Raw genomic sequence first — 26,138 nt, forward strand, 5'->3', positions numbered from 1 at the left:
AAAAAATCACCTTTTAAAAATATTTTTTACCAAAAAAATCGAATTTTATTTTGATACATTTCCAGAAACCTTTCTATTCAACCATCAGCTGAACCAAAAAAAACATCAATTCTCAAAGGCAACTGTGTACATTCTAGACATCATTTAATTATATTGACCCAAATCATCCGAAGAACTATTTGGAAATACACATGCCAATAACCATTCAATATCCTGAAATTTGCTTTCAGGAGTATAGCTGAATAGCAAACTCAAAAACCATTCTATCTATCTACCCTATCATATGACGCTTACACAAGCTACAGAATTTACCATCGATAATATCATCAAAAGTTATGGGAATTATATTGGGAAGTTCAATGAATTGACCAGACTTGCCCCAGGTTTCTTTGCACATAGAAACTGGAATGCAATGCAGGAAAACCATAAAAAGCGACTCCGGATTTACAAGGATTTTGTAAAATCCAGCAGCTTGACATTGCAGGAAAATCTGGGGGAAAAAATCACTGATGAGGAATTTTGGAAGGGTGTGAAAATACAATATTCAAACAGCATCTCTGAACGCAAAGACAAAGAGCTTGCAGAGACTTTTTTCAACTCTGTGATCAGAAAAACCTTCCCAAACTTGGCGATAGATGAAAACTTGATGTATGTCCATGAAGGATACAATTCCTGTGATATACATCCAGGCGAAAATCTATTCCACACGTACCTGTCAGCGTGGGGGCTTCAAAAAATCATCCGAAAGATCATAGCTGATTTTGACTTTGGAGTTCCCTATATGAACAAGGAAGAAGATATTCAATATCTGGTAAAGGCTGTACGGGAAGTGATTTTAACTAGATACGAACCGACAAAAGACACCGTCACGCAAATTCTGAAAAAGGTGTTTTTCCGGAATAAGGCTGCTTACCTGATTGGCAGAACCAAAGTAGGTGGTAAATGGATGCCATTTATCATCCCATTTCTCAACGGTCCAAAAGGGGTTTTTGTGGACACCATGATTTTTGACCCCAAGATCATGGCCCATATGTTCAGCTTTAGCAGGTCCTATTTCATGGTGGAAGTAGAGATCCCCTCCCAGATGGTTTCGTTTCTCAATGCCGTGATCAGCCATAAACAAATACACGAACTCTACAATGCCATAGGTTTCAACAAACATGGGAAGACTGAATTTTACCGTGACTTTCTGAACCACCTAAACCAAAGCAAAGATGAATTTATCGTTGCTGAAGGTATCCTTGGAATGGTGATGACAGTCTTTACTTTGCCCAGTTACAACATCGTGTTCAAGTTGATCAAAGATCACTTTGAGCCTCCAAAAAACATGACAAGACAAGAGGTAAGGGAAAAATACAAACTTGTCTCACTCCATGACCGTGTCGGCAGGATGGCTGATACCCACGAGTTCGAAAACTTCCATTTCCCGTTGGAAAGGGTAGATCCAAAACTCATCCAAGAGCTGAAAAACACCACCAATTCACTTTTGGTAATCAATGATAACAATTTGGTAATCAAACACCTTTACACAGAAAGGAGAATGATTCCTTTAAACATCTATTTGGAGAATTGCAGCTATGAAGACGCCGTCCAAGCAGTAGAAGAATATGGAAACAGCATTCTCCAACTTGCCCAGGCAAACATATTTCCAGGTGATATGATGACAAAAAACTTTGGTGTCACCAGACAGAAACGGGTAATATTCTATGATTACGATGAAATCGAATTTCTTACGGACATGAATTTCAGATGGAAACCAAAAGCCGAAACTTTCGAGCAGATATATGCTTCAAGCCCCTGGTATGATATTGCCAAAAACGATGTCTTCCCTGAAGACTTCAAGAGATTCATGATCGGAAGGACTGATGTCAAGCAACACTTTTGGGATTTTCACCATTTGCTTTTCAACCCTGATTATTGGATCGATATCCAAAATAAAATCCGGTCAGGTGAACTGCTCCATGCATTTCCTTACCCCAAAACTATTAGGTTCAGACCAGATGAGGAAATCTAAAAGGGATAGCCAATCGCAAAGTTGAATATCAGGTTTTCCCTTCTCCAAGTTTTACTCCCAACATCAAATGTATTGCCCCATCTTTCATTATCGGGCAAATAAGGCACTCTAAGTGGCGTGGCCAAATCAAACCTAATCACAAAGAATTCTATATCGACCCTGGCCCCAAAGCCTGCTCCTACTGCCATTTCATTCCACCAATTTGATGTGAATTTCCCTCCAGGAAGAGCTTCATTTTCATTGATCAGCCAAACATTGCCCGCATCCACAAAAAGCGCACCCTTCAATACAGACACCAAGGGAAATCTATATTCGATATTTCCCTCCAGCCTTATATCCCCAGCTTGGTCAAAAAACGACCCCAGACTCACTTCTTCCGGCCTGTAGGTACCAGGTCCCAATCCCCGGATCCTAAATGCCCTGATACTGTTGGGACCACCGGAAAAAAACTGTTTTACAAATGGCAGGGATTCAGAATTCCCATAGGGCAATCCAACCCCACCAAACAGTCTGGTGGCAATGGTATTGTTTTGGTCTAATCTCAAATAATATCTCAGATCCAAATCAACCCGGGAATACTGCGCAAAATTCAAACCCAAAAATGTACCTGGCTCACCTCCGGTAATGGATTTTGCGAGATTCAATCCGTTGCCTGCAAGATCTAGGGTGGTTCCTATAAAAATCCCATGAGTCCTAAACCTGTCTGACAATTTATTGTAATTGTAAGTATAATTGATACCTGCTATAAATTGCTGCTCAAAACTCCTTCTCAAAAATGGATTGTTGTCCAAAATCTCCTCAAATTCGGGGGATGTCCTGCTCAGGTTGACCAGGTTCAAGCTGATAGGATTGATCTCATGGTATACAAACCTATTGGCGTTCCAGTAATAGCCATAGTTTGCCGAGAAAGTGTTGAGCCGATACAAGCCTCCCCTATTTTGGTATTCTGTACCCAAACTCATTTTGGTTTTCGGCACTGAATAGCTGAATTTTTCTTTGATGGGAATAAAGAATACGACCCTTGGAAAGATCAAGTCCGCTTTCAGCCCCAGTTCTATGGAATTCAAGCCCGACAGTTGACCGCCTGCAATCTGGTTTTCGTAGGCAAATTTAGCCGTCAGATTCATGGTTTCACCACCTTGGAACAAGTTCCTGTTTCTGTAAATCAAATTCAAGGCAGGTCCGGCAAAATTATTCGATTTGGACACTCCCTGGAGTTCTACCCTAACCGACCTTTTGTTCAGGGGGGACAAATAAATGCTGGCATCCAGATTCCCTTTGGTGACACTATCACCAAGCTCTTCGTACCTCAAATTCACAAAACGGTAATTGCCTATAGAGCTCAGTCTACTGCTTGTCAATCTGGATTTCACAGGAGAATACCTTTCACCTTTTTCCAGCAAGACATACTGCTCCAACAGCCTTGGCTTAAAAACCTCCACTCCCTGGATAAAATCCTTGCCGTCGATTGTAACAGTATCTATCTTGTCTTCCTCCTCCATAACTGAATAGTTCGGGAAAATCCTGATATTGTTCACCACATAGGGGATCACCCCACTATTGGGGGTATTGGATCTAAATCTCAAAAAAAGATCAAACTCCCTTTGGTCATTGACATTGGTATCCGCCTCAAAAATCAAATAATTGGCATTGAAATTATAGTATCCCAGTTTTTTCAGTTCTTCATCCAACCGTTCCCTTTCTCTGGTAAGCATGGACAGATCGAAACGTCCCCCTTTTTTCAATGGTGTATCCTCCATCAAAGCTTTGATTTCCTTGTCTATTTCCAGTGAATCCCGATCAATGCTAAAATCACGCAACAAATATGGCCTACTCACCTCAACCTGATATCCTACAGATGCAAATTTGTCACCTCTTTCAACTTCTGAAGAGGCTGTAGAATAAAAATAACCATTATTTTCCAATCTATTGACCATCAATTCCTCCGTAGTCCCAGGGTTTACTTTGCTAAAATAGACTGGCTCCTCCCCAAATTTCTTCTTTAGAAACCTATTGATAAATCCCGGTTTTTCCTTACTGCCCTTGTAGTGTGTCCAAAGCCCAAAATACATCCCCAGCACCTTGCTGTTTGGTTCTGGCCTTATCAACCCTTCCAATTCGGATTTCAGCCCCTTGTAATCTTTGATGGACTCTTCGGAGTCGATTTTCAATTTGGATCCAGTATACAGAAATTCATCCTCCGGTATAAATTTCTTCACACTACATGCTGCCAAAAAAAGAAGCAGCAAACCAAAAACAAGTATATCAGTGGACTTAATCTTCATTTTCCTCCTCCTTTAATTTTTCGGAATTTCCATTCGAAGGATTTCCATTTTCTTCCTTCTTTTCTTTTTGGCCATTCTCCTCTTTGAGTTTGTCGATTGGGTTTGTTTTACCCTTGTCTGCTTCAACCCCTCTCCAAAGTTCGAAAAACTGGTTGAACTCCCTGTTGAATATGACACCTATTCCAGTTATGATCAATTGGCCATCTATAATGCTTTCAAATTGATTTTTCCTGAATGCCCTTAGCCTGTACCTTTCATTCTTGGTCAGAATATATTCCAAACTCACATTTCCCAATACAGCATTGGATTGATCAGGATTTTGGGAGCTTCCTTCCACATCCACTTGGCTACCCACTTGCACAATCAACCTGTCATCAAACATCCGCTTTCTTGCACTCACATTCAATTGGGTACGATCTTGGGCAGTACCTCCCTGGTAGTCGGTGAAACTATCCAAGTCAAAGTCCAATTCCAATCCTGAATTGCCAAAAATACTGCTTGACAAAGCATTTAACTGGCCCGACAACACTTGACTCACACTATTTCTCGCAATGGCAGCTGTTCCCCCGCCAGACCCATCACTTCCTGAAGATGGGAAAAACCTATTGAGGACCAACAGTGAGAATACTTGCTTGTTGAGTTCGTCTTCTTGTTCATTCACCTGCAAAACCCTGCTGTATACATTTCCGCCCAGTGCCCCTCTTTGCTCTTCCGGCATATCCAGCCTAAACGAGATCGCCGGCTTCAACAATTCCCCATCCACATTCAGATATACCATAAAAGGCAGTTCCTGCATGTATTGTGATCTTGAATCCGCGTTGGTTCCGGATATCTGGGATGCCATCAATTCGGTGGAAGCAGTCCTTATGGTGTAAATGGCAGAAATGTTCAAATCCGCATCCATTGGATCGCCATTCCAGGTAATCCTACTTCCTGTAGCTATATCAAACTTCCTGCTTACAAGATTGTACAATGACATCTCATAATGTCCTTTTTCTATTTCATAATTTCCACTCAGTGTAATCCTTCCGTTGGGGTTGATCTCCATATTCAAATCAGCCCTTCCCGAAACCTCCAAGTTGTCCCCGGACCTTTCATCTACTATAATCTTAAAAACCGCCGCAGGATCCACTTTCAAAATCGCCCTGATATCATATCCTGAAAATGTACTGGAAACCTCATCCCCACGCCTCGTCAAGATATCGTACGGATCCTGTCTATTTACAAATTGCACAATCCCATCCCTTTCTACTATATCCAACTGGGTTTCGGGAATGATCACCGTAAAGTCAGTCCCTTCTTTGATATTTATATTCGCATTGACCCGTGGCAAATTCAGGTCTCCCAGCACGGTCACGTCTGCATCAATGATCGCACTTCCAAAAAACAAATCATTGTCTTCTCGGCTGGAACTTACTGCCTTGAAACTGTTGGCTTTCAACTTGAGGTCAAAGCTCGGGTTTGTAAAACTTTCAGTTTTGACCGAGCCATCTATGACAAATTTTTGTCCCTCTGTATCCTGAAAAGTAAAATTGCTTAAATAGACTCCACCATTGTCGATTCTGATTCTTTCATCTGGCAGTAGGTATTTGGAATTCAATTGAGACACCAAAAAAGATGCCTGATTGAATGCAAAAGCACCCTCGTATACCGGATCGTTTGTATTGCCGGAAGCGTTGATTTTTCCGGAGATATAACCAGAAGCATCCCGCAATTCGGCACCGGATAGACCTGCTATTACCTCCATCTCGATTTTGTTCAAATCCAGGTCTATATCAAATTCTCCTCCCGCTTCATCAGCAACAAAACTCCCTCCCATGTCTATGTCCAATCCACCATCTTTCAAGGCTAATTTGAGGTTGTAGTTTCCCGGGTTTTCAGAAACTGCATCCAGCTTCAAATTGCCAAGTGGGACATTTAGCGCCTTGAGTTCATTGACTTCCAAATTTGCCAATAACCCTACGGCGGCAAAAGGGTTCTCAACGACCAACCTGCCATTGAGTGTACCTCCGGCGATCAATTCATCCGGATTGAATAAACTGGTAAATGTCTCCAACCTGAAATCCTTGAACAGTATCGCAAGATGTTCATCTGACACATCATCCAAATCATCCCTGATCAACAGCTCTTGGCCATTTCTGTTGAATCTAAACTCTTCAAAATGAAGATAATTCCCCGCAATCAAAACCTCATTGTTTTCCGGAATCTGCCATTCCCTTTTGTTCAGTAATAAATCCTCCGGTGAAATATGGATACTCAATGTATCGCCCCTCATACCTATATCCGTAACGACATGGGCCATCCTTTCATCCCCATCAAAGGCATTGAAATCAAAATAAAGCCTTGATTCTTTCAACTCGCCTGTAAAATAGGTCCTATCCATAGATAATGGCCCGGTCACTAGTTTAATAAACCCAAAAGCCAAGTCCAATTCTTCTTGGTCCGAGCGCAGGCGAAGCCCCATACTGTCCAACTCTATTCCTGCATATTTCAGATACGGAAAGTCTACATTAGCGTCAAGCGTTGAGTTTCGTTGGTCAAAATCAACACTGATCCTAGCTGTATCCAACTTCTCCAATCCCTGAAGAAACACCTGATTCAAAATCGGAGCTTGGTTTATCGTCAAATTAAGCTTCATATGCACCTCTCCACCATCATTGACAATGGAGTCCTGTTTGTCAATATATCTCTTTAGATGTTGGTTGATAGCTTCTCCCAACAACTGTGGAGATGTATTTGACCTCAAATCCCCATTGACCAATAAACTTTTGATATCCAGACTTGTGGAGTCTTGCCGCACCCTTGCCTTCAGATCAAGGCTTCCTACTGGATAGTTCCTCTGCTCAAAAACCATGATGGCATCATTCAGATCCATCTGTAAATCAAAACTGTCTGGATTTCCCTCAAACTGGGCTGTCAGCAAAAATTTCCCCCGGAGACTTTGGGGAAAAAATCCCAATTCAAAAAAATCGGCACCCCGCAAATCCAAATTCAAGTCAATCTTGGAGTTGACTGAATCCAAATCCAGTTTGCCCAGCAGTTCGAAATCCAAATACTCATCTTCCAATGCAAGCTTAATGTCCCCAAGCCCATTTTCCATTTTTCCTTCCAACAACAATCCAGAATAATCATTCCCATTGATTCGAAGGCGATCAAAATTGGAAGAAAGTTCAGCTGTCAGATTTTCAATGGATGTTCCGCTACCATGGCTATGGATATCAAAGGTCAAAGTATCCAATCCAGGATTATCCAAGATATTCCCCAATTGTAAACCCTCCACGTTTAAATTGGCCAAGTACACTATTTGATCCTGATTTTTGAATGCACCATCAAAATTGATTTTCCCCATATCGGTATCCAATTCCACTGCTGCCGTCAAATCATCCAAAGCACCTTTTGCTTTAGCCACCAATGACACATTTTGGGGCAGATTCACCCCGGCAAGTTGCTGCTCATCGACAAATTTCAAGATGGTCTTTTTGTCTGTATTCAATTTGATCTCCGGAAAGTCAAAAGCCAACCTGTCAATGTCCATAACATTGTGTAGGTAGCCTGTACTTGATAAAGTAGTCTGATCCCAACCCATGTCCAAATTGGGGATGGACATAGAAGAGAGATCCCCTTTGGCCCGCATTTTTAATTTCACGGGAAAGGATGCCAAACTCCTTATCATTGGATCATTTCGGAGGCTTGGCTCAAAATAATAGGCATCCCTGATATCCCCCAGAAATTGTCCTACTTCCAAGTCAAATGTGCTTGTTTCTGGCGCATCGATTAAAGCCTGCAGTGAACCATAACCAATTTCCACATCTACCTTTAAGCGACTCCTATTCGTTTCGATATTGAAATCGCCAATATGGATTGATTCATTTTCCACCTTGATACCCGTGGTGAATGTTTTCAATTCAAACCCACCTGATTCCCTGAACTCAAATTTGCTGATCTTTAAGCCTGCCTTTTCTTCTTTGAGATAGATATTTTCCAAATCAAAATCCAAATTCTCAAAAACCATCGCCTCAGGATTGAAATACCCTTGTTTTGTGGCTACATCTTTTGTTTTGAACTCAATCCTATTTTCCCCAAAATGAATATCCCCGATCTCTACCATCCAATCCGGCCAGGCAAAAGGTGCAATATCCACATCGTTTTCTTCTGAACTTTTTGCCTGAGTAGGAGTCGAAAAATCGTGATACAACAACTTGGAGCCTACCAAAGACAGTGACTTCACCATCAATCTCTGATCTGCCAAATCAAATTCCGGCATTTGGAGTTCTAAAGCCCCAATAAAAACATCAGCCAATTGATTCCCTACCTCATTGTCATATTTCAGGGAAACATTTTTGATGATAAAGTTATCCAATGACACCAATGGCGATACCTCCACATCCGAACCTGAGTCCTCAGTAGGCTCCAATGGTTTTAACTGTCTATAACTTATTTTACTGTCCCTTAAGTCAACATTTCTAATATCAAATGCCATGCTTTCCAAATCCAACCTAGGTATGTCCACTTCTAGGCTTCCAAGTAGCAAACTGGCTTCCATGCCTAAGTTTGCATCCATGTATTTCAAATCAAAATCCCTCAAAACAATCGGGTCAATTGAGATTTTCATAGGCTCGGAAGGATTTTCTTCCTGCCCCTCCACAACTTGTTCTGGCTCACTTGGCTCAGTCACAAACGCATCTATCAAAAAATCATAATTGAATTTTTCTGAACCTTCAGTCCTGTAGACGTTGGCTTTGAGTCCATCCCATTCCAATTTTGAGATATGGAGGTCTCCAGATCTTATAAAACGCCACAGACCAACGCCCACTTCCAGCTCGTTGGAGTACAGCAAAGTATCGCCACCCAAATCCTCTACATACAAGCCCTCCAAAGAAACATTTCCCGTAAAGGTTATAAAAAGCCTCTCTATTTCGATTTTGGTTTCGGTTTTTTCAGAAAGAAAACTTGTAGCCTTTTCTACGATGATGCCCTGTCCCCAAGGACTTCTGATGAAAAATATCAGAGCTATCAGGACCAGCATTATACTTAGCACAACGATTCCCGAAATTTTTAAAAATTTGCGCAAAAGCTTTTTGATGATTACAAGTTGGTTAGTTATGGAACAAGTATCAAATATAACATTATGATGATTAAATTGGGCAAAAATAAAGCCATAATAATCCCATTTTCTGTTTGGACTTAATTTTTATAGGATAAATGACAATAAATAAATCCACATAAAAACCTGTCATTTTGTCGGTATTTACTTAATTTTGCAAACTGAAATTGACTATTACATGGAAAACATCATCAAAGACATAGATATTATCTCAGCGGAAGAGGCTCAAGCCTGTGATTACAAAACTACTGAAGATGAAAATACAGGGAAATCAAAAAAACTATATATCGAATCTTATGGCTGTCAGATGAATTTCTCCGACTCGGAGATTGTCGCATCCATCATGAAAGACAATGGCTTTGATACCACTTCGGATTTTGGGCAAGCGGATGTAATTTTCTTAAATACCTGTTCGATCAGGGAAAAAGCGGAATTGACAGTCAGAAAACGTCTTTCCCAATTCAACAATATCAAAAAGAACAAGCCGGAATTGACCATTGGCGTATTAGGCTGTATGGCTGAGAGGTTGAAAGAAAAACTGCTGGAAGAAGAGAAGTTGGTGGATGTAGTCGTCGGTCCAGATGCTTACAGAGACCTTCCCAACTTGGTGTCAGAAGCCGAAGAAGGCAACAAGGGAGTCAATACTTTTTTGTCAAGGGAAGAAACCTATGCGGACATTTCTCCCGTTAGACTCAATTCCAATGGTGTGAGTGCATTCATCTCCATCATGCGCGGTTGTGACAATATGTGTTCCTTCTGTGTGGTTCCATTTACCAGGGGCAGGGAGAGAAGCAGGGATCCGCATTCCATAGTCAAAGAAGCACAGGAGCTGTTTGACAGGGGGTTCAAAGAAGTTACTCTTCTAGGCCAAAATGTAGACAGCTACAAATGGTCTCCTGAAGAAAACAACAAAGCAAGACTCAACAAAAAAGAGGATGCGGTAAGTACAGTCATCAACTTTGCCCATCTATTGGAAATGGTAGCCCAAATCAGCCCAAGCCTAAGGGTGCGTTTTTCTACTTCACATCCCAAGGACATTACAGATGATGTGTTATACACCATGAAAAAGTACGACAACATCTGCAAATACATCCATTTACCTGTTCAGAGTGGAAACTCAAGGGTTTTGGAAATGATGAACAGGACTTATGATAGGGAGTGGTATTTGGAAAGGGTTTCCAAAATCAGGGAGATACTGGGGGAAGAATGTGGGATTTCTTCCGACATGATAGCTGGGTTCTGTACCGAGACTGAAGAAGAGCATCAGGACACCCTCAGCTTAATGGACATTGTGAAATATGATTTCTCTTACATGTTCTATTATTCGGAAAGGCCAGGTACTTTGGCAGCAAAAAAATACGTTGATGATATTCCTTTGGATGTCAAAAAGAAAAGGCTGAATGACATTATCCAGAAACAAAGTAAGCTTTCGGAAGAGAGGAACAAATTGGATATCGGAAAGATCCAGGAAATACTGATAGAAGGAGAATCCAAAAGATCAGGAGATCAGCTGAAAGGAAGAAATTCGGCAAATAAAGTAGTCATCATAGCAAAAGGAAATTTGAAGAAAGGCGATTATGCAAGGGTAAAGATCACTGATTGTACCCCTGCCACACTTTTTGGTGAGGTCGTTGCCTGATAAATAACACACAATGATTACAGCATCAGAAATTCAAAGTGTAAAGCAAAGATTCGGAATCATTGGAAACAGCCCCTTGCTCAACCATGCCATTCAGGTGGCGATGCAAGCATCCCCAACCGAAATGACCGTGTTGATCACAGGAGAAAGTGGAAGTGGGAAAGAATCTTTTTCCAAAATCATCCACTCTCTTAGTGTTCGCAAGCATGGTAAATTCATTGCCATCAACTGTGGGGCCATCCCTGAGGGAACAATAGACTCTGAATTGTTTGGCCATGAAAAAGGTTCATTTACGGGTGCACATGAAGCTCGGAAGGGATATTTCGAAGTGACGGATGGAGGCTCCATTTTCTTGGACGAGATCGGTGAAATGCCCCTTGGAACACAAGCAAGGCTACTTCGGGTGTTGGAAAATGGTGAATTCATCAAAGTAGGCTCTTCCAAAGTACAAAAAACCAACGTAAGGGTCATTGCCGCTACCAATGTCAATTTGATCAAAGCGGTAGAAAAAGGGAAATTCAGGGAAGATTTGTACTATAGGTTGAATACGGTTCCGATTTTTGTACCACCGCTGCGGGAAAGAGGAGAAGACATTGTATTGCTTTTCAGGAAATTCACGACTGATTTTTCCGAAAAATACAAGGTAAAACCTATCTCATTGGATGATGATGCCAAAACCCTTCTGATGAAATTCCCATTTCCCGGCAATATCAGGCAATTGAAAAACCTGGCTGAGCAGATCTCTTTGCTGGAACAAGAAAGGGAAATCGATGCCAATACTTTGGGACGCTATTTACCAACTGAGCAAACCAGGCTGCCTGCAGCCTATACAGGTGGGTCAGGCAAAGACAGCAGTACGGATTTTTCCGAAAGGGACATCCTCTACAAGGTTCTTTTTGACATGAAAAAAGACATGCATGAGTTAAAAAAGTTGGTACTGGAAAGCTATCAATCCGGAGGACTCAATTCATCGATCATCAACAAACACCAAAACCTTTTCCAAGACTTGGAATCTCCGGTGTCATTTGAAGAGTCCAACAATACGGCTTCATCTGTGAACATGCCGTTGGTGATCGATTCCCAGAAAAATGAAAACAAGATGGACGATTATGAAGATGAATCCATCGAAGACATCATCCATGAAGAAGATGACAATTCCCTTTCCTTGGAGAAAAAGGAAAAAGAAATGATCATCAGGGCACTGAGAAAGCATAACAACAAAAGAAAATATGCGGCAAGCGACCTTGGAATATCAGAAAGGACGTTGTATAGGAAAATCAAACAATATGATATTGAATAAAAAGAAGGCTTGTTCGTTGTTATTCATACTGGGATTGATGATTATTCCCAATGCCTGTACCATCAAATATGGCTTCACGGGAACCAATCTCAATTATGACATCACGAAGACATTTTCGGTAGAGAATTTCTTCAATGACTCTGGTGGTGGCCCTGCCAATATGGGGCAGCAGTTTACAGAATCTTTGAAAGACTTCTACCAGCGAAACACACAGCTCGAACTGGTAAGATCAAATGGTGACCTACAACTATCCGGGGCTATCTCCAGGTATAACATAGCTCCCCAAGCTACAGTCACCAGTACCGACCCCAATGCCCCGGACAGGGCTGGCCAGGAAAGGTTGACGATTGTAGTAGAAGTAGAGTTTATCAACACTAAGAATGAGGAAGAAAACCTAAAAAGAAGTTTTTCCTTCTTTTCGGACTATAATCCCAGAACTACCTCGTTGTTGCAGGTAGAAAGTGCCCTCATCGAAGAAATATTCGAAAATATCATTCAGGATATTTTTACGGCAACTGTCGCCAATTGGTAAAAATGCTTATATTTCGAAATCCATAATACAAAAGCCAAGTGAACGCAAAACAATTTTTGACTATTGTACAACAGGGTGACCAACTCAATAAGGATCAGGTGAATAAACTTTACAAGCTTCACCAGAACTTTCCCTATTTCCAGATCCCCAATGTTTTGTTGGCAAAATATGAGTCCAAAAAGACAAGTGGAAAGCCTTCTGATTTCCTAGCTTGGGCCGCCATCAATAGTCCTGACAGGGCTTGGCTCAAGAAATTGATCGAAGAGCCGGATTCCATCTCCAAGCTTTCATTCCAAGCTTTCATGCCAAGATCTTCGGAACCTGTCCTCCCCAATAATGAGACAATCCAAACGGTAGAGGATAGTGGAGAAAACGAATTGATCCCCAAGCCTACCCCAGAGCAAAGTCCCTCGCAAAGAGCTGGGGTTTTGAAGAAATTGGATGAAGAGCTGAAAGGAAACACGGCGTCAAGTAATGATAAGCCTGAAAAACCAAAAAGGAAAAGGGGCGGTTCTGATGACCTGATCGAAACGATCAAAAAGAAGGAGAAAAAGGAAATCCTGGACATCAAGAAAAAAGAACAGATCGATCTTATCAAATCCTTCAGCAAAAAGGATATAAAATTGGCAACAATCAAAGAGATTGAAAACTTCCAAAAGCAAAGTGACCTTTCGGAAGAAAGTACCAAACTAAACCCCAGTTTGCTGTCCGAGTCCTACGCAAGGCTACTTGCCAAGCAAGGTAAAAATAAAAAAGCCAAAGAAATTTATCAAAAATTGATGGTGAAATTTCCAAATAAAAGCACTTACTTTGCGGACTTGATTAAAGAATTAGAGAATTAAAATTAAAAATATGTTTACCGTAATTATCAGCATTATAATCGTTTTAGCAGTATTATTGGTTTTGGTAATACTTTCCCAGAATTCAAAAGGTGGAGTAGGTTCCGCTTTTGGCGGTGGTGCTTCCCAGATTATGGGGGTGACCAAGACAGGGAATATCCTTGAAAAATCCACTTGGGTATTGGCTGTCGCCATCCTTGTGCTTTCACTTGTTTCGTCTGCATTCTACAGCTCTTCAAGTGTAGATAATTTCAGTTCGCCAAATATCGAAAGTGCGAAAAAACAAATCGTAACCCCATCTTTTGACAATAGCGAAAGCATACTTCCTTCTACCCCGGCCGAAGAAGGCACTACGGAAGAGGAAGGTTCTGAAGAAAACTAATTGATTGAATATTATTCAATAAAATAAAAAGCCCTGCTGCCGAAGCTGGGCTTTTTATTTTTGCATCTCCACACAACTGCAAGTCCCCATACAAAGCAAGGTGGTGAGGTTATTTTTATAGCCTGAGTTCGATTGTTCAGCAACCTTCAGTTGATTAATTGATTGGGACAAGGAAATCGCTTTTATCCAAAAAAACCCATCGAGGGTTTGAACTTAATCACCATTGGACTGTTTCCCCACAGGCCAATCCGCCTAAATTGGACAACCCTCGAAGATTCTCACTTTGAAATTGTTAAAAGCAAATCCCTTGTTGATCGGGCCACCTACTTGCATATATGCCCTTCACATTTTTATTCTACATTTTTCAGGAGTAGCCGTTTGCTAATGGGGATCAAGCTTTCCTGGAGTGGAATCTGGTATTTTGAATGAATCCTAAATGTTGCAGGGTTTGGCAATTCCTGATGTTCCCTCACCAAGCCCAGCTTTATCTGTTCGAAAGTATTGACCATAGACAGTCTCACATTTTTTATAAACTGAAGCATGATACCTTTAAATTTGTCTATGCTATTCTGAAACAAACTGACTTTGAACTTGTAGATCAGGATCTCTTTTGAATCATCTTGCGAAAGCATAACATATCCCTCTTTCTGATAAAGTGGGGAAATCCCAATTGGTTCTATAAGCATTTCATTCTCCAAAAAATCATAGATATTTCTCCCTTCTTCTATATAATTTTTGAACTGGGGCAATGAATACTGGACAATCTCCTCCAATTGCTTCATTGCATCATCATCAATGTAGATAGGTTTATAATTCAGCTTCATATTCTTCATATCAGGCCCTTCCAAAAGCTTAGGGAATGCCGCTTTCAACTTATTTTTGTCTTCTTCAAAAGATTTCAATTTACCATAATGGTGAATGAGATCAGCAAGGGGTGGATACAACTTCACTTGCTTAAAATCAGCCCCTACCCCTTTGAGATAGGCAAGCAGAAGATATTTCTTATATTCAAAATCTATCCATCCTTCGGTGATCCAGTTTTCTGACAAATTTTTCATAACTAATTCTTTTACTCAAAATTTAAGAAATAACTGACATCAAAAAAACACTTTCAACGAAAATTTGACAGTTCTTCCTAAAAATACACAGCTCTATGACAGAAATCAGAAAGGGAAAGCCGACTTTATGTCAGGTAAGGACAGCATACATCAATTGGCACAAAAAGTGAAAGAGAGCATCACAACATTATAGAACTAACTTTAATAAAAATCATAATTATGTCAAACGTGAACATCAAACCTCTTGCAGATAGAGTTCTGGTAGAACCAGCTGCAGCAGAAGAGAAAACCGCTTCTGGACTTTACATCCCAGATACTGCTAAAGAAAAACCTCAAAAGGGAACAGTTGTAGCCGTAGGTAGTGGCAAAAAAGATGAACCCTTGACTGTCAAAGTGGGTGATACTGTATTGTATGGCAAGTATGCTGGTACCGAAATCCCGGTAGATGGCAAGGACTTCCTCATCATGAGAGAAGCTGACATCTTTGCTATCCTTTAATCATCTGTTTTAACACATTCAAAAAACTCAAAATTTAAAAAAAATGTCAAAAGAATTATTTTTCAATACCGACGCGAGAGACAAACTGAAAAAAGGTGTAGATGCTCTTGCAAACGCAGTGAAAGTAACACTTGGCCCAAAAGGTAGAAATGTAATCATCGACAAAAAATTCGGTGCTCCTACGATTACCAAGGATGGTGTATCTGTAGCCAAAGAAATCGAATTGTCTGAGCCTATCGAAAACATGGGTGCACAATTGGTGAAGGAAGTGGCTTCAAAAACTGCAGACAATGCAGGTGACGGAACTACTACCGCTACTGTTTTGACACAATCAATTTTTAATGTTGGTATCAAAAACGTAGCCGCAGGTGCCAACCCAATGGACTTGAAAAGAGGTATCGACAAAGCTGTTTTGGCGGTTGTTGGTTCTTTGAGAGATAGCTCTAAGGCGATCTCTACTGGAAAAGAAATCCAGCAAGTAGCTACAGTATCTGCCAACAATGACGAGGAGATCGGTAAAATGATTGCTGATGCCATGGAAAAAGTTGGTAAAGATGGTGTAATCACTGTAGAGGAAGCAAAAGGAACTGAAACTGAAGTAAGAACTGTGGAAGGAATGCAGTTTGACAGAGGTTACCTTTCTCCATACTTCACTACCAATACTGAGAAGATGGAAGCTGAATTGGAGAGACCATATATCTTGATATATGACAAGAAAATCTCTTCCATGAAGGAGTTGCTTCCTGTGTTGGAGCCAGTAGCACAGACAGGCAAGCCATTGTTGATCATTGCTGAAGATGTAGATGGTGAAGCTTTGGCTACTTTGGTAGTAAACAAAATAAGAGGAGCTCTGAAAGTAGCTGCTGTAAAAGCACCAGGCTTCGGTGACAGAAGAAAAGCTATGTTGGAAGACATCGCTATCCTTACAGGTGGTACAGTAATCTCTGAAGAAAGAGGATACAAACTGGAAAACGCTACCATCGATTATTTGGGTACTGCAGAGAAAATCAACATTGACAAGGACAACACCACTATCGTAAATGGTTCTGGTGATCCAGCTGCTATCCAAGCTAGAATCGCAGAGATCAAATCCCAAATAGAAAAAACAACTTCAGACTACGACAAAGAAAAGCTACAAGAAAGATTAGCTAAGCTTTCTGGTGGTGTTGCCATCCTATACATAGGAGCGGCTACGGAAGTAGAGATGAAAGAAAAGAAAGACAGGGTTGACGATGCATTGCATGCAACAAGAGCTGCTGTACAAGAAGGTATTGTAGTAGGTGGTGGCGTTGCACTTGTAAGAGCTGCTGCTGCTTTGGATTCTTTGAAAGGGGAAAACGAAGACCAAGATACAGGTATCAACATCATCAGACAGGCAATCGAGTCTCCATTGAGAACGATCGTTGAGAATGCTGGTGGAGAAGGATCTGTAGTGATCAATAGAATCAAAGAAAACTCTGGAAACTATGGTTACAATGCAAGAACAGATGTATACGAAGATCTATTCGAAGCAGGTGTGATTGACCCTACCAAGGTGACGCGTTTGGCATTGGAAAATGCAGCTTCTATCGCTGCCCTTCTTTTGACTACAGAATGCGTAATCGCCGACGTAAAAGAAGAAGGTTCTGCTATGCCTCCAATGGGCGGTGGCGGAATGGGAGGAATGATGTAATCCATCCTTCTTTCTCAAAAACCAACTAAAAAGGGAATCGAATCGATTCCCTTTTTTCATAAAAAAATCACCTGAATTAAAACAAAAAAATAAAGGTTAGTGTGAAAAATACGAAGCATCTATTTTTATCATAAGATTATAATTGTAATTTAGACCATGTAATTCCACCATTTAGTCAACTTTTATCTCAAGTATAATTAATGCACTCATTCTACTCAATTATTTTAATTGACGATGACCCGATCAACAACCTGATCAATAAGCGATTGATTTCAAAAATGAACATTGCTGATCAAATAGAAGAGTTCTTGGAGGCCGAGAAGGCACTTGAAAGGATTGAACAACTTAGCATCGAGGATAACACCCTAATCCTGCTTGACATCAACATGCCAGTTATGAATGGTTGGGATTTTCTGAATGAATATCTGAAAGTTTTTGAAGGCAGAAAAGATAGGATTGTCATGTTGTCAAGCTCCATCAACTTTCAGGACAGACAAAAAGCGAAACAATATTCCTGTGTTGAAGGTTTTATAGAAAAACCACTTACCCCAGACAAATTCAAAATACTTTTCTGACATGAATTCATCTTCGGAAACCATCACAAACAGAAGCCTAGAACTCTATATTTTTGGTGAAAACATTTTTGAAAAACACCATATTACCTCTATTGAAGAATTGGACAACAAAATCCAGCCGGATAAAAAATGTTGGTTAAATGTTCATCAGAGTCATGACAAAACAATCTTTCAGGACATATGTAGACATTTTGATATCCATCCGGTCGCCTATGAGGATATCGATAATCTGGATCAAAGACCAAAACTGGAGGATTTCGAAAATTTCATACTGATAGTCAGTAAGATGCTCTATACCAAAAGTGACATCAATCATTTGGAGAAAGAACAGGTAAGCATCATTTTCAACAAAAACCTGATCATCACTTTTCAGGAAAATGAATATGATATTTTTGACCCAATCCGTACAAGATTGGAAAACCCAAATGGCAAGATGCGTAAGTTGGCAATAGATTACTTTGCCTACACCCTACTGGACAGCATTATTGACCAATACTATTCTATCCTAGAGCTGATCAGCAACCAGATAGAAATCTTGGAGGATGATATTGTGAGCCAAAACAAAAAAATAGAGCTTGCAGATATCTACAGGCAAAGAAAGACCCTCCAAGAAATCAAAAGAATCATCTGGCCAACCAGAGAACTTATCTCATCTTGGCGGAAATCGGACAGTCCATTCATCACCAAAAAATCAAGCCCTTTCGTCAATGACATCTATGAAAACACAGTAGAAATCATAGAAAACCTTGAAATGCAGAGGGAATCCATCACCACATTGGTAGAGATATTCATGACCAACATCAGCTTGAAGCAAAATGAGGTAATGAAGACTTTGACTATCATCGCCACCATATTTATCCCCCTGACATTTATCGCCGGAGTATATGGGATGAACTTTGAATACATGCCGGAGTTGGGATGGAAATATGGTTACCTCAGCAGCTGGTCATTTTTTATAGTTGTTTCTGTCATGATGGTAATCTATTTTAAAAGAAAGAACTGGTTTTGATCAAATCAGCAAAACAGATTCGTTTTTTTTAGTAATTTTTCATCATTAAGCTTATCATTGCGTGAATTTCACAAAACCGCTATGAATGCTATCAATTTCTGCGTCATCAAAGTAGGCTCAAATGTCCTGACGGATAAAGACGGGAATCCTGATATAAAAAGAATGGATCACCTCGTTGCCGAAATTACAGAGTACCGAAAAAAAGGGATCAAAGTAATATTGGTAAGTTCTGGTGCAGTAGCTTTTGGCAGAAAGGAGACAATATTGCCTGAAAAACTGAATCCAGTATTGAAAAAACAAATCTGGGCATCAACAGGTCAGATTGATTTGATTAACACCTATAAGAAACTCTTTGCAAAAAGCACACTTCAGGTTGCGCAAATCTTGGTTACAAAGGAGGATTTTAGGGATAGGAAGCATTTCCTCAACATGAAAAACTGCGTGTTGGGATTGCTTGCACAAGGGATCATCCCTATCATCAATGAAAATGACACCGTCGCTATCACTGAGCTGATGTTCACAGACAATGATGAACTGGCAAGTCTGTCTGCTGCCATGGTAGATGCAGACACCTTGATTCTGTTGACAAATGTGGATGGGATCTATACCGGTCCGCCGGACCATCCCGGGTCTGAGCTGATCCGTGAGGTGGGGCATGGTACAGAAAAGCTCTCAAGCTATATTTCAGCAACAAAATCCTCATTTGGAAGAGGAGGTATGTTGACCAAACTGAATATGTCCAAAAAATCTGCCGATCTTGGTATACAGGTGTTTATCGCAAATGGAAAAAGTGAAAACATCTTGGGGAAAATCCTATCGAAGGACACAAATTTCACCTATTTCGAACCCAAGAAAGCAAAGCAAAGCACAAAAAAATGGCTTGCACATGGCGACCAATACTTCAAAGGAGAAGTCATCATCAATCAGGGAGCCAAAACTGCCCTCTACGACCACAAGATTATCAGCCTACTCCCCATTGGAGTGACCAGTGTCTATGGGGAATTTAAAAAAGGGGACATCTTAAGGATTTCAGACGAAGAAGGCAACCGTCTCGGCTTGGGAAGGGCTGAGTATCCTTCAAAAACAGCCCTTGAAAGAATCGGCCTGAAAAACCAAAAACCCATTATCCATTACGATTACCTTTATCTTTTTCACCATGACTAATACAAACACTGTGTTTTCAAAACTTCAAAAGTCAGCAAAAATGCTAGTCCGGATCAACGATGCGCAGATTTCTGCTGTATTGGAGACTTTGGCTGAATTGACTTTGGCAAACATTGACTCCATCATCCAGGCAAATCAGATTGACTTGCAAAAAATGGATCCAAATGACTCCAAATATGACAGGCTAAAACTCACAGAGAAGAGAATTCAAGATATTGTCTCGGAGATTCGCCAAATCAAGGACCTAGAAAGTCCAATCGGGGAGGTTTTGGAAGAAAAAACACTCCAAAATGGATTGGAACTAAAGAAAATCAGTGTCCCAATAGGTGTAATTGGCGTCATCTATGAAGCTCGGCCAAACGTGACATTCGATGTCTTCAGCATAGCCTTGAAGTCCGGGAATGGATTGGTACTCAAGGGAAGTTCCGATGCGGAATTTTCGAACAAGGAAATCATGAAATTAATCCATCAGGCACTCAAGGCACACCAAGTTCCTGAGGAGGCATTTGTACTGCTCCCAGCAGCCAGAAGTGCCACAAAGGAGCTTTTGGAAGCCGTAGGCTATATAGACATCATCATCCCAAGAGGCAGTCAACAGTTGATAGATTATGTACGCACACACTCCAAAGTACCTGTGATAGAAACCGGTGCAGGGATTGTCCACACGTATTTCGATGAAACAGCAGATTTGGCTAAAGGCAAAGCGATCATAGCCAATTCCAAAACCAGAAGACCAAGCGTCTGCAACAGCCTTGATTGTCTGATTATCCATGAAAACAGACTGGATGACCTAAATGAAATTGTCCATCCCCTACTGGAAAAAGATGTAGAGATCTTTGCTGACAATCAATCATTCGCAGCACTCCAACCACATCAGCTGATCAGACTTGCGGATGAGAGTCATTTTGGCATTGAATTCCTATCCCTCAAAATGTCCATAAAGACCGTAAAAAACCTGAATCAGGCACTCGAACATATTGATCAATACAGCTCTAAGCACAGCGAAGCTATCTTGTCAGAATCCGAGGAGAATATTTCTTTGTTCTTACAGACTGTGGACGCAGCAGCTGTGTATGCCAATGCCTCTACTGCATTTACCGATGGGAATCAGTTTGGGATGGGAGCAGAAATAGGCATCAGCACCCAAAAACTGCATGCCCGTGGCCCCATGGCACTGAAAGAGTTGACTTCTTATAAATGGATCATAAAAGGAAATGGGCAGTTTAGAAACTAACCCTATCCAACCACATTTCCTTTAGTTTGATTCTTTTGCCCCCAGGCACTTTCGACCTTCTTTTCCTCATCAGGAGTTGAAATCTTAGCTTGGTATAATCATAAAAGATAACAAATACCAAGAACAAAGAAACCATAAAGAAGACCTTGAAACCCATTGCGAAGTAAATCAGGCCTGCAATAACACCTCCAAGGATGTAAGAAACTGCTATCGTGGATAGCAGTTTTGCCTTGTCTCTGAGTTCTTTTACTTCCCTGTATTTCTTTTTGGTAAACATTGACACCAAGATTGCCAAATCAGTGGTCAACCCTGTCATGTGTGTTGTCTTGACAGCAGAATTGGAAATGCTGGCGGTCAATCCATTTTGCAAACCCATGGCCAATAGCATGACCCCAATCAGAATCTCTGTCTCAAAAAGTGTCTCTTGGTAATAATACAATCCATAAACGCCAACAGAAGAAAGACAAACAATCTCCAAAACCAATGGCAATGCATGCGCTATGTAGCTTGACCTTTGACTGTTGATGACCAAATAATTGGCTATAAAATTTCCGTAAAAAAACAGAAACAGCCAAAAAAAGACCATCAGTACCTGATTCCAATTGCCTTTGGCAATCTCTTCCGCCAAAATCGCATAATGCCCTGTGACATTGGAGGTGAAGGCAAAGAAAATTATCAATGAAGTCACATTGACCATTCCCGCCGAAAAAGCCGTTAAAGAACCCAATTGGATATTATCCTTCAGAGTCCGAGAGCTGCTATACTTTCTTAACATACACTAAACTTTTTCAAATGTCAGTTTGACAATCCCTCTTGCATTCAAATCAACATGGAAATGCAAAACCAACTTATCCTTATTCAATTCTTTGATTGTATAATATTCAAGGACACTACCCTCATGGGTGAGTTTCAAAATATCCCCTTTGCTTTTGAGCTTCCATTCTACAAACTCTTCACTCCCATCATCAAAGCCTACCTTCAAGGTATTGTCTTTGTTGAATTCCCATACTTCAGATTTGTGAATCACAAAATTTTCACCCAACTGGACCCTGGTCTGGTCTAATACATCATCAATGGTCAATGTATCAGCTTGATTCAAGATATCAACTTTTTCATAATCCCATGACACTTCTTTCCATTCACCTATGATATCATTCATCGGCTGATTGCCAAACCTAGTAACCAATAGAAACAAAGTGATGGCGACCATCCCGAAAACAACATTCAATACAATACCTCTCATATGACCATAATTATTCAAAAAAAGCAAAACTATCATCCCTACCATTTTAATAGGCATAATGTTTAAACTATTTTACATAAATAAAGGTTCTTTTGACCATTTTAAATTTTTCAATAAAACCAAAAATAATTTGACAAATAATCAATATAAACCCCAAAATCTATAGCAAACTATAATACCCTGCTTGATTGAAGCAACAAAACCTGACTACCCTATTAAAACGGAAACATTTCAGCCTTGGGTTTTCTCCCGCCAATTGGGATCATAGGATAGTTTCCCCAAGCCATAGAGATAGAGCACCTTGGAGTATCTCAACATGAGCGGGATCAAGACTACATTGCTGACAAGCACGGTAGCTACGTAGACCCAGACATCAGGGTCATCAAACAAATAGTTCAATATGATCAATACATTGACTACTATTGCAACTGAAAAAGCATAACTGATATACATGGCGCCATAAAAGAAATCAGGCTCAGGAGTCAATACGGCATTGCAAGTTGGACATTTTTGATATACATCTGACAGCTTTCTATAACTTACCATTGAAGTGGGGAATATGCGGCCTTCTCTACATCTTGGACAATTGCCATGGAGCATGGCTAGCCCTAAACTCTTATTGTTCATTTGCATTAAATAATTAATTATGCAAATATACGAATTCCCAAATTGGCCATGATCATAGTTGTAGCATTTAAATAATAAGATGATTCGGTTCAATACACAAAAAAACCAATCTGATAAACCGGCAAATAGCTACCCGATTGCTTTTCCAATAACCTTGCCTTTCGTATTCACTTGAATTATTTTCCATGTTTGCCTGTTGACATACCAATCCTAATACATTGTCTGACAGGTAAATAATTATGAAAATGCAAATTAATCAATTATAATTGCCTCAAATTTAAAGTCAAATGTACCTAGCCAAGCTAAAAAAGGTAACACTGGAAGGAAGCTTCTTACATTCCCCCAATTAATTGACCAAAATATAAGAACCTGCCCAAAAATTCGTTTGAACTTTGGGCATCATCCAAAATTTGAAGATTCAACTTACTGCTTATGTTAACACAAACCTTCACGATAACTTTCTTTTTGTTTTTATGTATCTTACCAAATCCCGATTTCAATAAAAAAAACACTGCTATTTCTGTTACATCCTCGGACCAAGTTTCTGCCATCTATGATGGTTTAGGGCATACGTGTGAAAAACTTCCTTCCAAAGAAGTATTCTCTTTGGCCATACAAGGATGGTACAAAATGAACCGCCACCTCAAATCAAAATTATTGACAGTGATTGATTTTAGTCTCCCATCTACTGCAAAACGCATGTGGATCATTGATCTTGACAATAACAAAGTCCTATTAAATTCCGTGGTTTCCCATGGCAGAAATTCTGGAGACTTAATGGCGAATGCATTCTCCAATGAGCCAGAATCTTTCAAAAGTAGCTTAGGTTTCTATAAGACTGCAGAAACCTACTTAGGAAAACATGGATATTCTCTTCGGCTGGATGGCCTGGAGAAAGGTTTCAATGACCAAGCAAGGAGTCGCGCTATCGTGATTCATGGAGCAGATTATGCCAGAGAAGAATTTGCCAAATCTGTCGGCAGATTGGGCAGAAGCTTAGGCTGTCCTGCGCTTCCAACTGAGATTTCGACAGAAGCAATAGACTTGATCAAGAATGAATCTTTACTTTTCATCTTCGGAAATGACGACAGTTATTTGACAAAATCAAGCTTGATCAGAGCTTGATTTTGAATCTCTAAGCGCTTCCAAAAGTGCTTGATCCCGTTGGTACACATCAGGCCTAAAATTGGCTTTGCCACTCTTGTCAGCCCAGAAAGTCATATAAACCAGTACAACGGGGATTTTTCGATCCAATTCTACCACTTTTTCATTTTCCAAATTCATAGCCTCCTTTATCTTTTCATCATCCCATGTCCCATTTTTCAATAATATCTTGGCGAATTGCTCCGGATTTTGAATCCTTATACAGCCATGACTCAATGCACGGGATTCCAAATCAAATAGACTTCTTGCCGGTGTATCATGAATGTAAATATTGTATTCATTTGGAAACATAAATTTCACTAAACCCAATGAATTGTCCCCACCAGGCTTTTGCCTTATCCTATATGGAAACCCATCCCCTATCTCATTCCAATTCACATTAGTTGCATCGACTGGTTTCCCTGAGTTGGTCACAACCTCCATCTTTTTCTCTTTCAAATAACCTTTATTCTTTTTGATTGCCGGAATGATTTCATTGTGTGTGATTGAATTGGGAATATTCCAGTAGGGACTAAACACGATATAGCTCATCAGTGCTGTGAAGGTCGGGGATTCATTATACTCCTTCCCAACAATTACCTTGGCCGAAAACACTGTATCCGATTTCTCCATATAATCCAATTGGTAATTGGCAATATTGACAAGTACCATTTCCTGTTCCCAATCCATTTTGGGCATCCACCTCAGTCTTTCCATATTGACAGAAGCAATATCAATCAGCTTTTGGGGGGAATTATTAAGTGATTCGGCAACCAATGCCCCTATAACTCCATCAGGAATCATTCCGTTAGACTCTTGATATTTCATAAGCCCCCTGTACATGGTTGAGTCAAAATACATGGAGTCCTCCACTTCATTTGGTTCAAGAAAACCCCAAAAAGCCAACCTTTGCCTCAGAGCAGGGATAGCGGCATGCTCCTCCCCCACTTTTACAGAGCCTTCTATCTTCTCTGACTCCCATGTAAGTGTATCATTTTCATGAATTTTATACAGAGACTTCATCGCCTCCCTCCCTTGGACATACAAATCTAAACCCTGATAAAAACTTGTAAATATCTTCTCAACCGAAACCCCATTGGCAACTTCTTCCAACAATTCCGTGTATACCACATCAGTTTTTTTCTCCTCAAACTTCCAATCAGGGTCCAAAACCGAAGGGTTTACCTTGCCTTTTTCCATATCATGGGCAAGCATTAAAAAACCTTCTGTAAGCAAAAGTTCCAAATCAACTTTTTGTTTAGACGATAGCTCCTTGAACTTCTTGCCCTGTTTGGCAGCATTGGTAGAAAGCCCATAAATCTGGCCCAGATTATAATCCTCAGGTTGCAAACCATCATATTTGGAATCCTCTATCTGGGTAAGCAATCCCTCACCTGAATCTGAAAGTGTCCCGTTGAAAAGCCAAACTTCAAGGTACTCCCTGCCAGCATAAAAATCTTTTATTATATCTTTATAATCTGAGTTGGCTAAAACCCCATTTATTTCACCTTCCAAATTTTGCCTGAGTTCATCCTTTAAATCTGAACTTCGTTGATTGATAATCCAGAACAAACCCAAACCAACTATCAATACCAAAGCAATAGGCAATATTATTTTCTTATCCATAAAAGGCTATTTGTTTCAGGGTATACATGTCAAAATCCGTACTTATTGCCACCCAAACATAAATGACAACCCCAACACCATTAGTCCATTTGCAATCAAGGACTTAACACAGACCCTGTTTTATGGGAATTTTCAACCCATCAATATAAGCGGGTTGATTTTGCCCATTTTGGGGAAAATGCATTTATTCAATC

The 26,138-nt window shown here is 40.3% G+C and carries 20 protein-coding genes; 13 read left to right on the forward strand and 7 right to left on the reverse strand.

All coding sequences use genetic code 11. The features are described from left to right. Positions 1-283 precede the first annotated feature (283 nt). Positions 284-2,014, forward strand: a complete 1,731-nt coding sequence (gene aceK, locus ACFSKL_RS21455) for a bifunctional isocitrate dehydrogenase kinase/phosphatase (RefSeq protein ID WP_376889211.1) — start codon at positions 284-286, stop codon at positions 2,012-2,014. On the opposite strand, the gene tamL is transcribed toward aceK, so the two are convergent. Next, positions 2,011-4,299: a translocation and assembly module lipoprotein TamL gene (gene tamL, locus ACFSKL_RS21460; protein WP_376889213.1), complete on the reverse strand. Its 2,289-nt coding sequence runs from the start codon at positions 4,297-4,299 to the stop codon at positions 2,011-2,013. The two genes, aceK and tamL, sit on opposite strands and share 4 nt — an antisense overlap. Then, entirely contained in the window at positions 4,289-9,337 is a 5,049-nt protein-coding gene (locus ACFSKL_RS21465; RefSeq protein WP_376889215.1) for a translocation/assembly module TamB domain-containing protein, read from the reverse strand. The genes tamL and ACFSKL_RS21465 overlap by 11 nt, the downstream gene beginning before the upstream one ends. 244 nt (positions 9,338-9,581) lie before the next feature. On the opposite strand from ACFSKL_RS21465, the gene miaB reads away from it, so the two are divergent. From miaB to secG, 5 genes are read left to right on the forward strand one after another with little or no spacing between them, the layout of a single operon-like run. Then, on the forward strand, positions 9,582-11,042 hold the full coding sequence (gene miaB, locus ACFSKL_RS21470; RefSeq protein WP_376889217.1) for a tRNA (N6-isopentenyl adenosine(37)-C2)-methylthiotransferase MiaB: 1,461 nt from the start codon (positions 9,582-9,584) through the stop codon (positions 11,040-11,042). 13 nt (positions 11,043-11,055) lie between these two features. Then, positions 11,056-12,342 carry a sigma-54 interaction domain-containing protein gene (locus tag ACFSKL_RS21475; RefSeq protein WP_376889219.1) on the forward strand — a complete coding sequence of 429 codons (1,287 nt, stop codon included), beginning with the start codon at positions 11,056-11,058 and terminating at the stop codon, positions 12,340-12,342. Positions 12,343-12,379: 37 nt separating this feature from the next. After that, a complete protein-coding gene (locus ACFSKL_RS21480; protein WP_376889394.1) occupies positions 12,380-12,874 on the forward strand; it encodes an LptE family protein in 495 nt (164 codons plus the stop codon). Positions 12,875-12,912: 38 nt separating this feature from the next. Further along, positions 12,913-13,716: a hypothetical protein gene (locus ACFSKL_RS21485; RefSeq protein WP_376889220.1), complete on the forward strand. Its 804-nt coding sequence runs from the start codon at positions 12,913-12,915 to the stop codon at positions 13,714-13,716. 10 nt (positions 13,717-13,726) lie between these two features. Further along, on the forward strand, positions 13,727-14,095 hold the full coding sequence (gene secG / locus ACFSKL_RS21490) for a preprotein translocase subunit SecG (protein WP_376889222.1): 369 nt from the start codon (positions 13,727-13,729) through the stop codon (positions 14,093-14,095). A gap of 350 nt (positions 14,096-14,445) precedes the next feature. Here the strand turns inward: secG and ACFSKL_RS21495 are convergent, their stop codons facing one another. Continuing rightward, complete coding sequence (locus ACFSKL_RS21495; protein WP_376889224.1) at positions 14,446-15,153, reverse strand: hypothetical protein; 708 nt, start codon at positions 15,151-15,153, stop codon at positions 14,446-14,448. Positions 15,154-15,372: 219 nt separating this feature from the next. Here ACFSKL_RS21495 and ACFSKL_RS21500 point away from each other — a divergent pair, with 219 nt between their 5' ends. From ACFSKL_RS21500 to ACFSKL_RS21525, 6 genes are all read left to right on the forward strand, one after another. Next, entirely contained in the window at positions 15,373-15,651 is a 279-nt protein-coding gene (locus ACFSKL_RS21500) for a co-chaperone GroES (RefSeq protein ID WP_241272886.1), read from the forward strand. A 43-nt stretch (positions 15,652-15,694) separates the two neighbouring features. Beyond that, positions 15,695-17,323 carry a chaperonin GroEL gene (gene groL / locus ACFSKL_RS21505; protein ID WP_376889225.1) on the forward strand — a complete coding sequence of 543 codons (1,629 nt, stop codon included), beginning with the start codon at positions 15,695-15,697 and terminating at the stop codon, positions 17,321-17,323. Positions 17,324-17,523: 200 nt separating this feature from the next. Then, entirely contained in the window at positions 17,524-17,898 is a 375-nt protein-coding gene (locus ACFSKL_RS21510) for a response regulator (RefSeq protein WP_376889226.1), read from the forward strand. A 1-nt stretch (position 17,899) separates the two neighbouring features. Further along, entirely contained in the window at positions 17,900-18,907 is a 1,008-nt protein-coding gene (corA, locus tag ACFSKL_RS21515) for a magnesium/cobalt transporter CorA (protein WP_376889228.1), read from the forward strand. 81 nt (positions 18,908-18,988) lie between these two features. Then, positions 18,989-20,071, forward strand: a complete 1,083-nt coding sequence (gene proB / locus ACFSKL_RS21520; protein WP_376889230.1) for a glutamate 5-kinase — start codon at positions 18,989-18,991, stop codon at positions 20,069-20,071. Next, a complete protein-coding gene (locus tag ACFSKL_RS21525) occupies positions 20,064-21,305 on the forward strand; it encodes a glutamate-5-semialdehyde dehydrogenase (RefSeq protein ID WP_376889232.1) in 1,242 nt (413 codons plus the stop codon). The genes proB and ACFSKL_RS21525 overlap by 8 nt, the downstream gene beginning before the upstream one ends. Here the strand turns inward: ACFSKL_RS21525 and ACFSKL_RS21530 are convergent. The 3 genes from ACFSKL_RS21530 to ACFSKL_RS21540 form a co-directional block, all read right to left on the reverse strand. Then, a complete protein-coding gene (locus tag ACFSKL_RS21530; protein WP_376889234.1) occupies positions 21,295-22,080 on the reverse strand; it encodes a YoaK family protein in 786 nt (261 codons plus the stop codon). The two genes, ACFSKL_RS21525 and ACFSKL_RS21530, sit on opposite strands and share 11 nt — an antisense overlap. A gap of 3 nt (positions 22,081-22,083) precedes the next feature. Beyond that, positions 22,084-22,605, reverse strand: coding sequence for a hypothetical protein (locus tag ACFSKL_RS21535; RefSeq protein ID WP_376889235.1), 522 nt, complete (start codon positions 22,603-22,605; stop codon positions 22,084-22,086). A gap of 174 nt (positions 22,606-22,779) precedes the next feature. Then, positions 22,780-23,175 carry a DUF983 domain-containing protein gene (locus tag ACFSKL_RS21540; RefSeq protein WP_376889237.1) on the reverse strand — a complete coding sequence of 132 codons (396 nt, stop codon included), beginning with the start codon at positions 23,173-23,175 and terminating at the stop codon, positions 22,780-22,782. Positions 23,176-23,607: 432 nt separating this feature from the next. Between ACFSKL_RS21540 and ACFSKL_RS21545 the strand changes: the two genes are divergently transcribed. After that, positions 23,608-24,300, forward strand: a complete 693-nt coding sequence (locus tag ACFSKL_RS21545) for a murein L,D-transpeptidase catalytic domain family protein (protein ID WP_376889238.1) — start codon at positions 23,608-23,610, stop codon at positions 24,298-24,300. Here ACFSKL_RS21545 and ACFSKL_RS21550 read toward each other — a convergent pair. Then, positions 24,280-25,944, reverse strand: a complete 1,665-nt coding sequence (locus ACFSKL_RS21550) for a L,D-transpeptidase family protein (RefSeq protein WP_376889240.1) — start codon at positions 25,942-25,944, stop codon at positions 24,280-24,282. The two genes, ACFSKL_RS21545 and ACFSKL_RS21550, sit on opposite strands and share 21 nt — an antisense overlap. Between the last annotated feature and the right edge of the window lie 194 nt (positions 25,945-26,138).

Origin of the sequence: Belliella marina (genome assembly GCF_042682445.1) — a bacterium.
GTDB lineage: Bacteria > Bacteroidota > Bacteroidia > Cytophagales > Cyclobacteriaceae > Belliella > Belliella marina.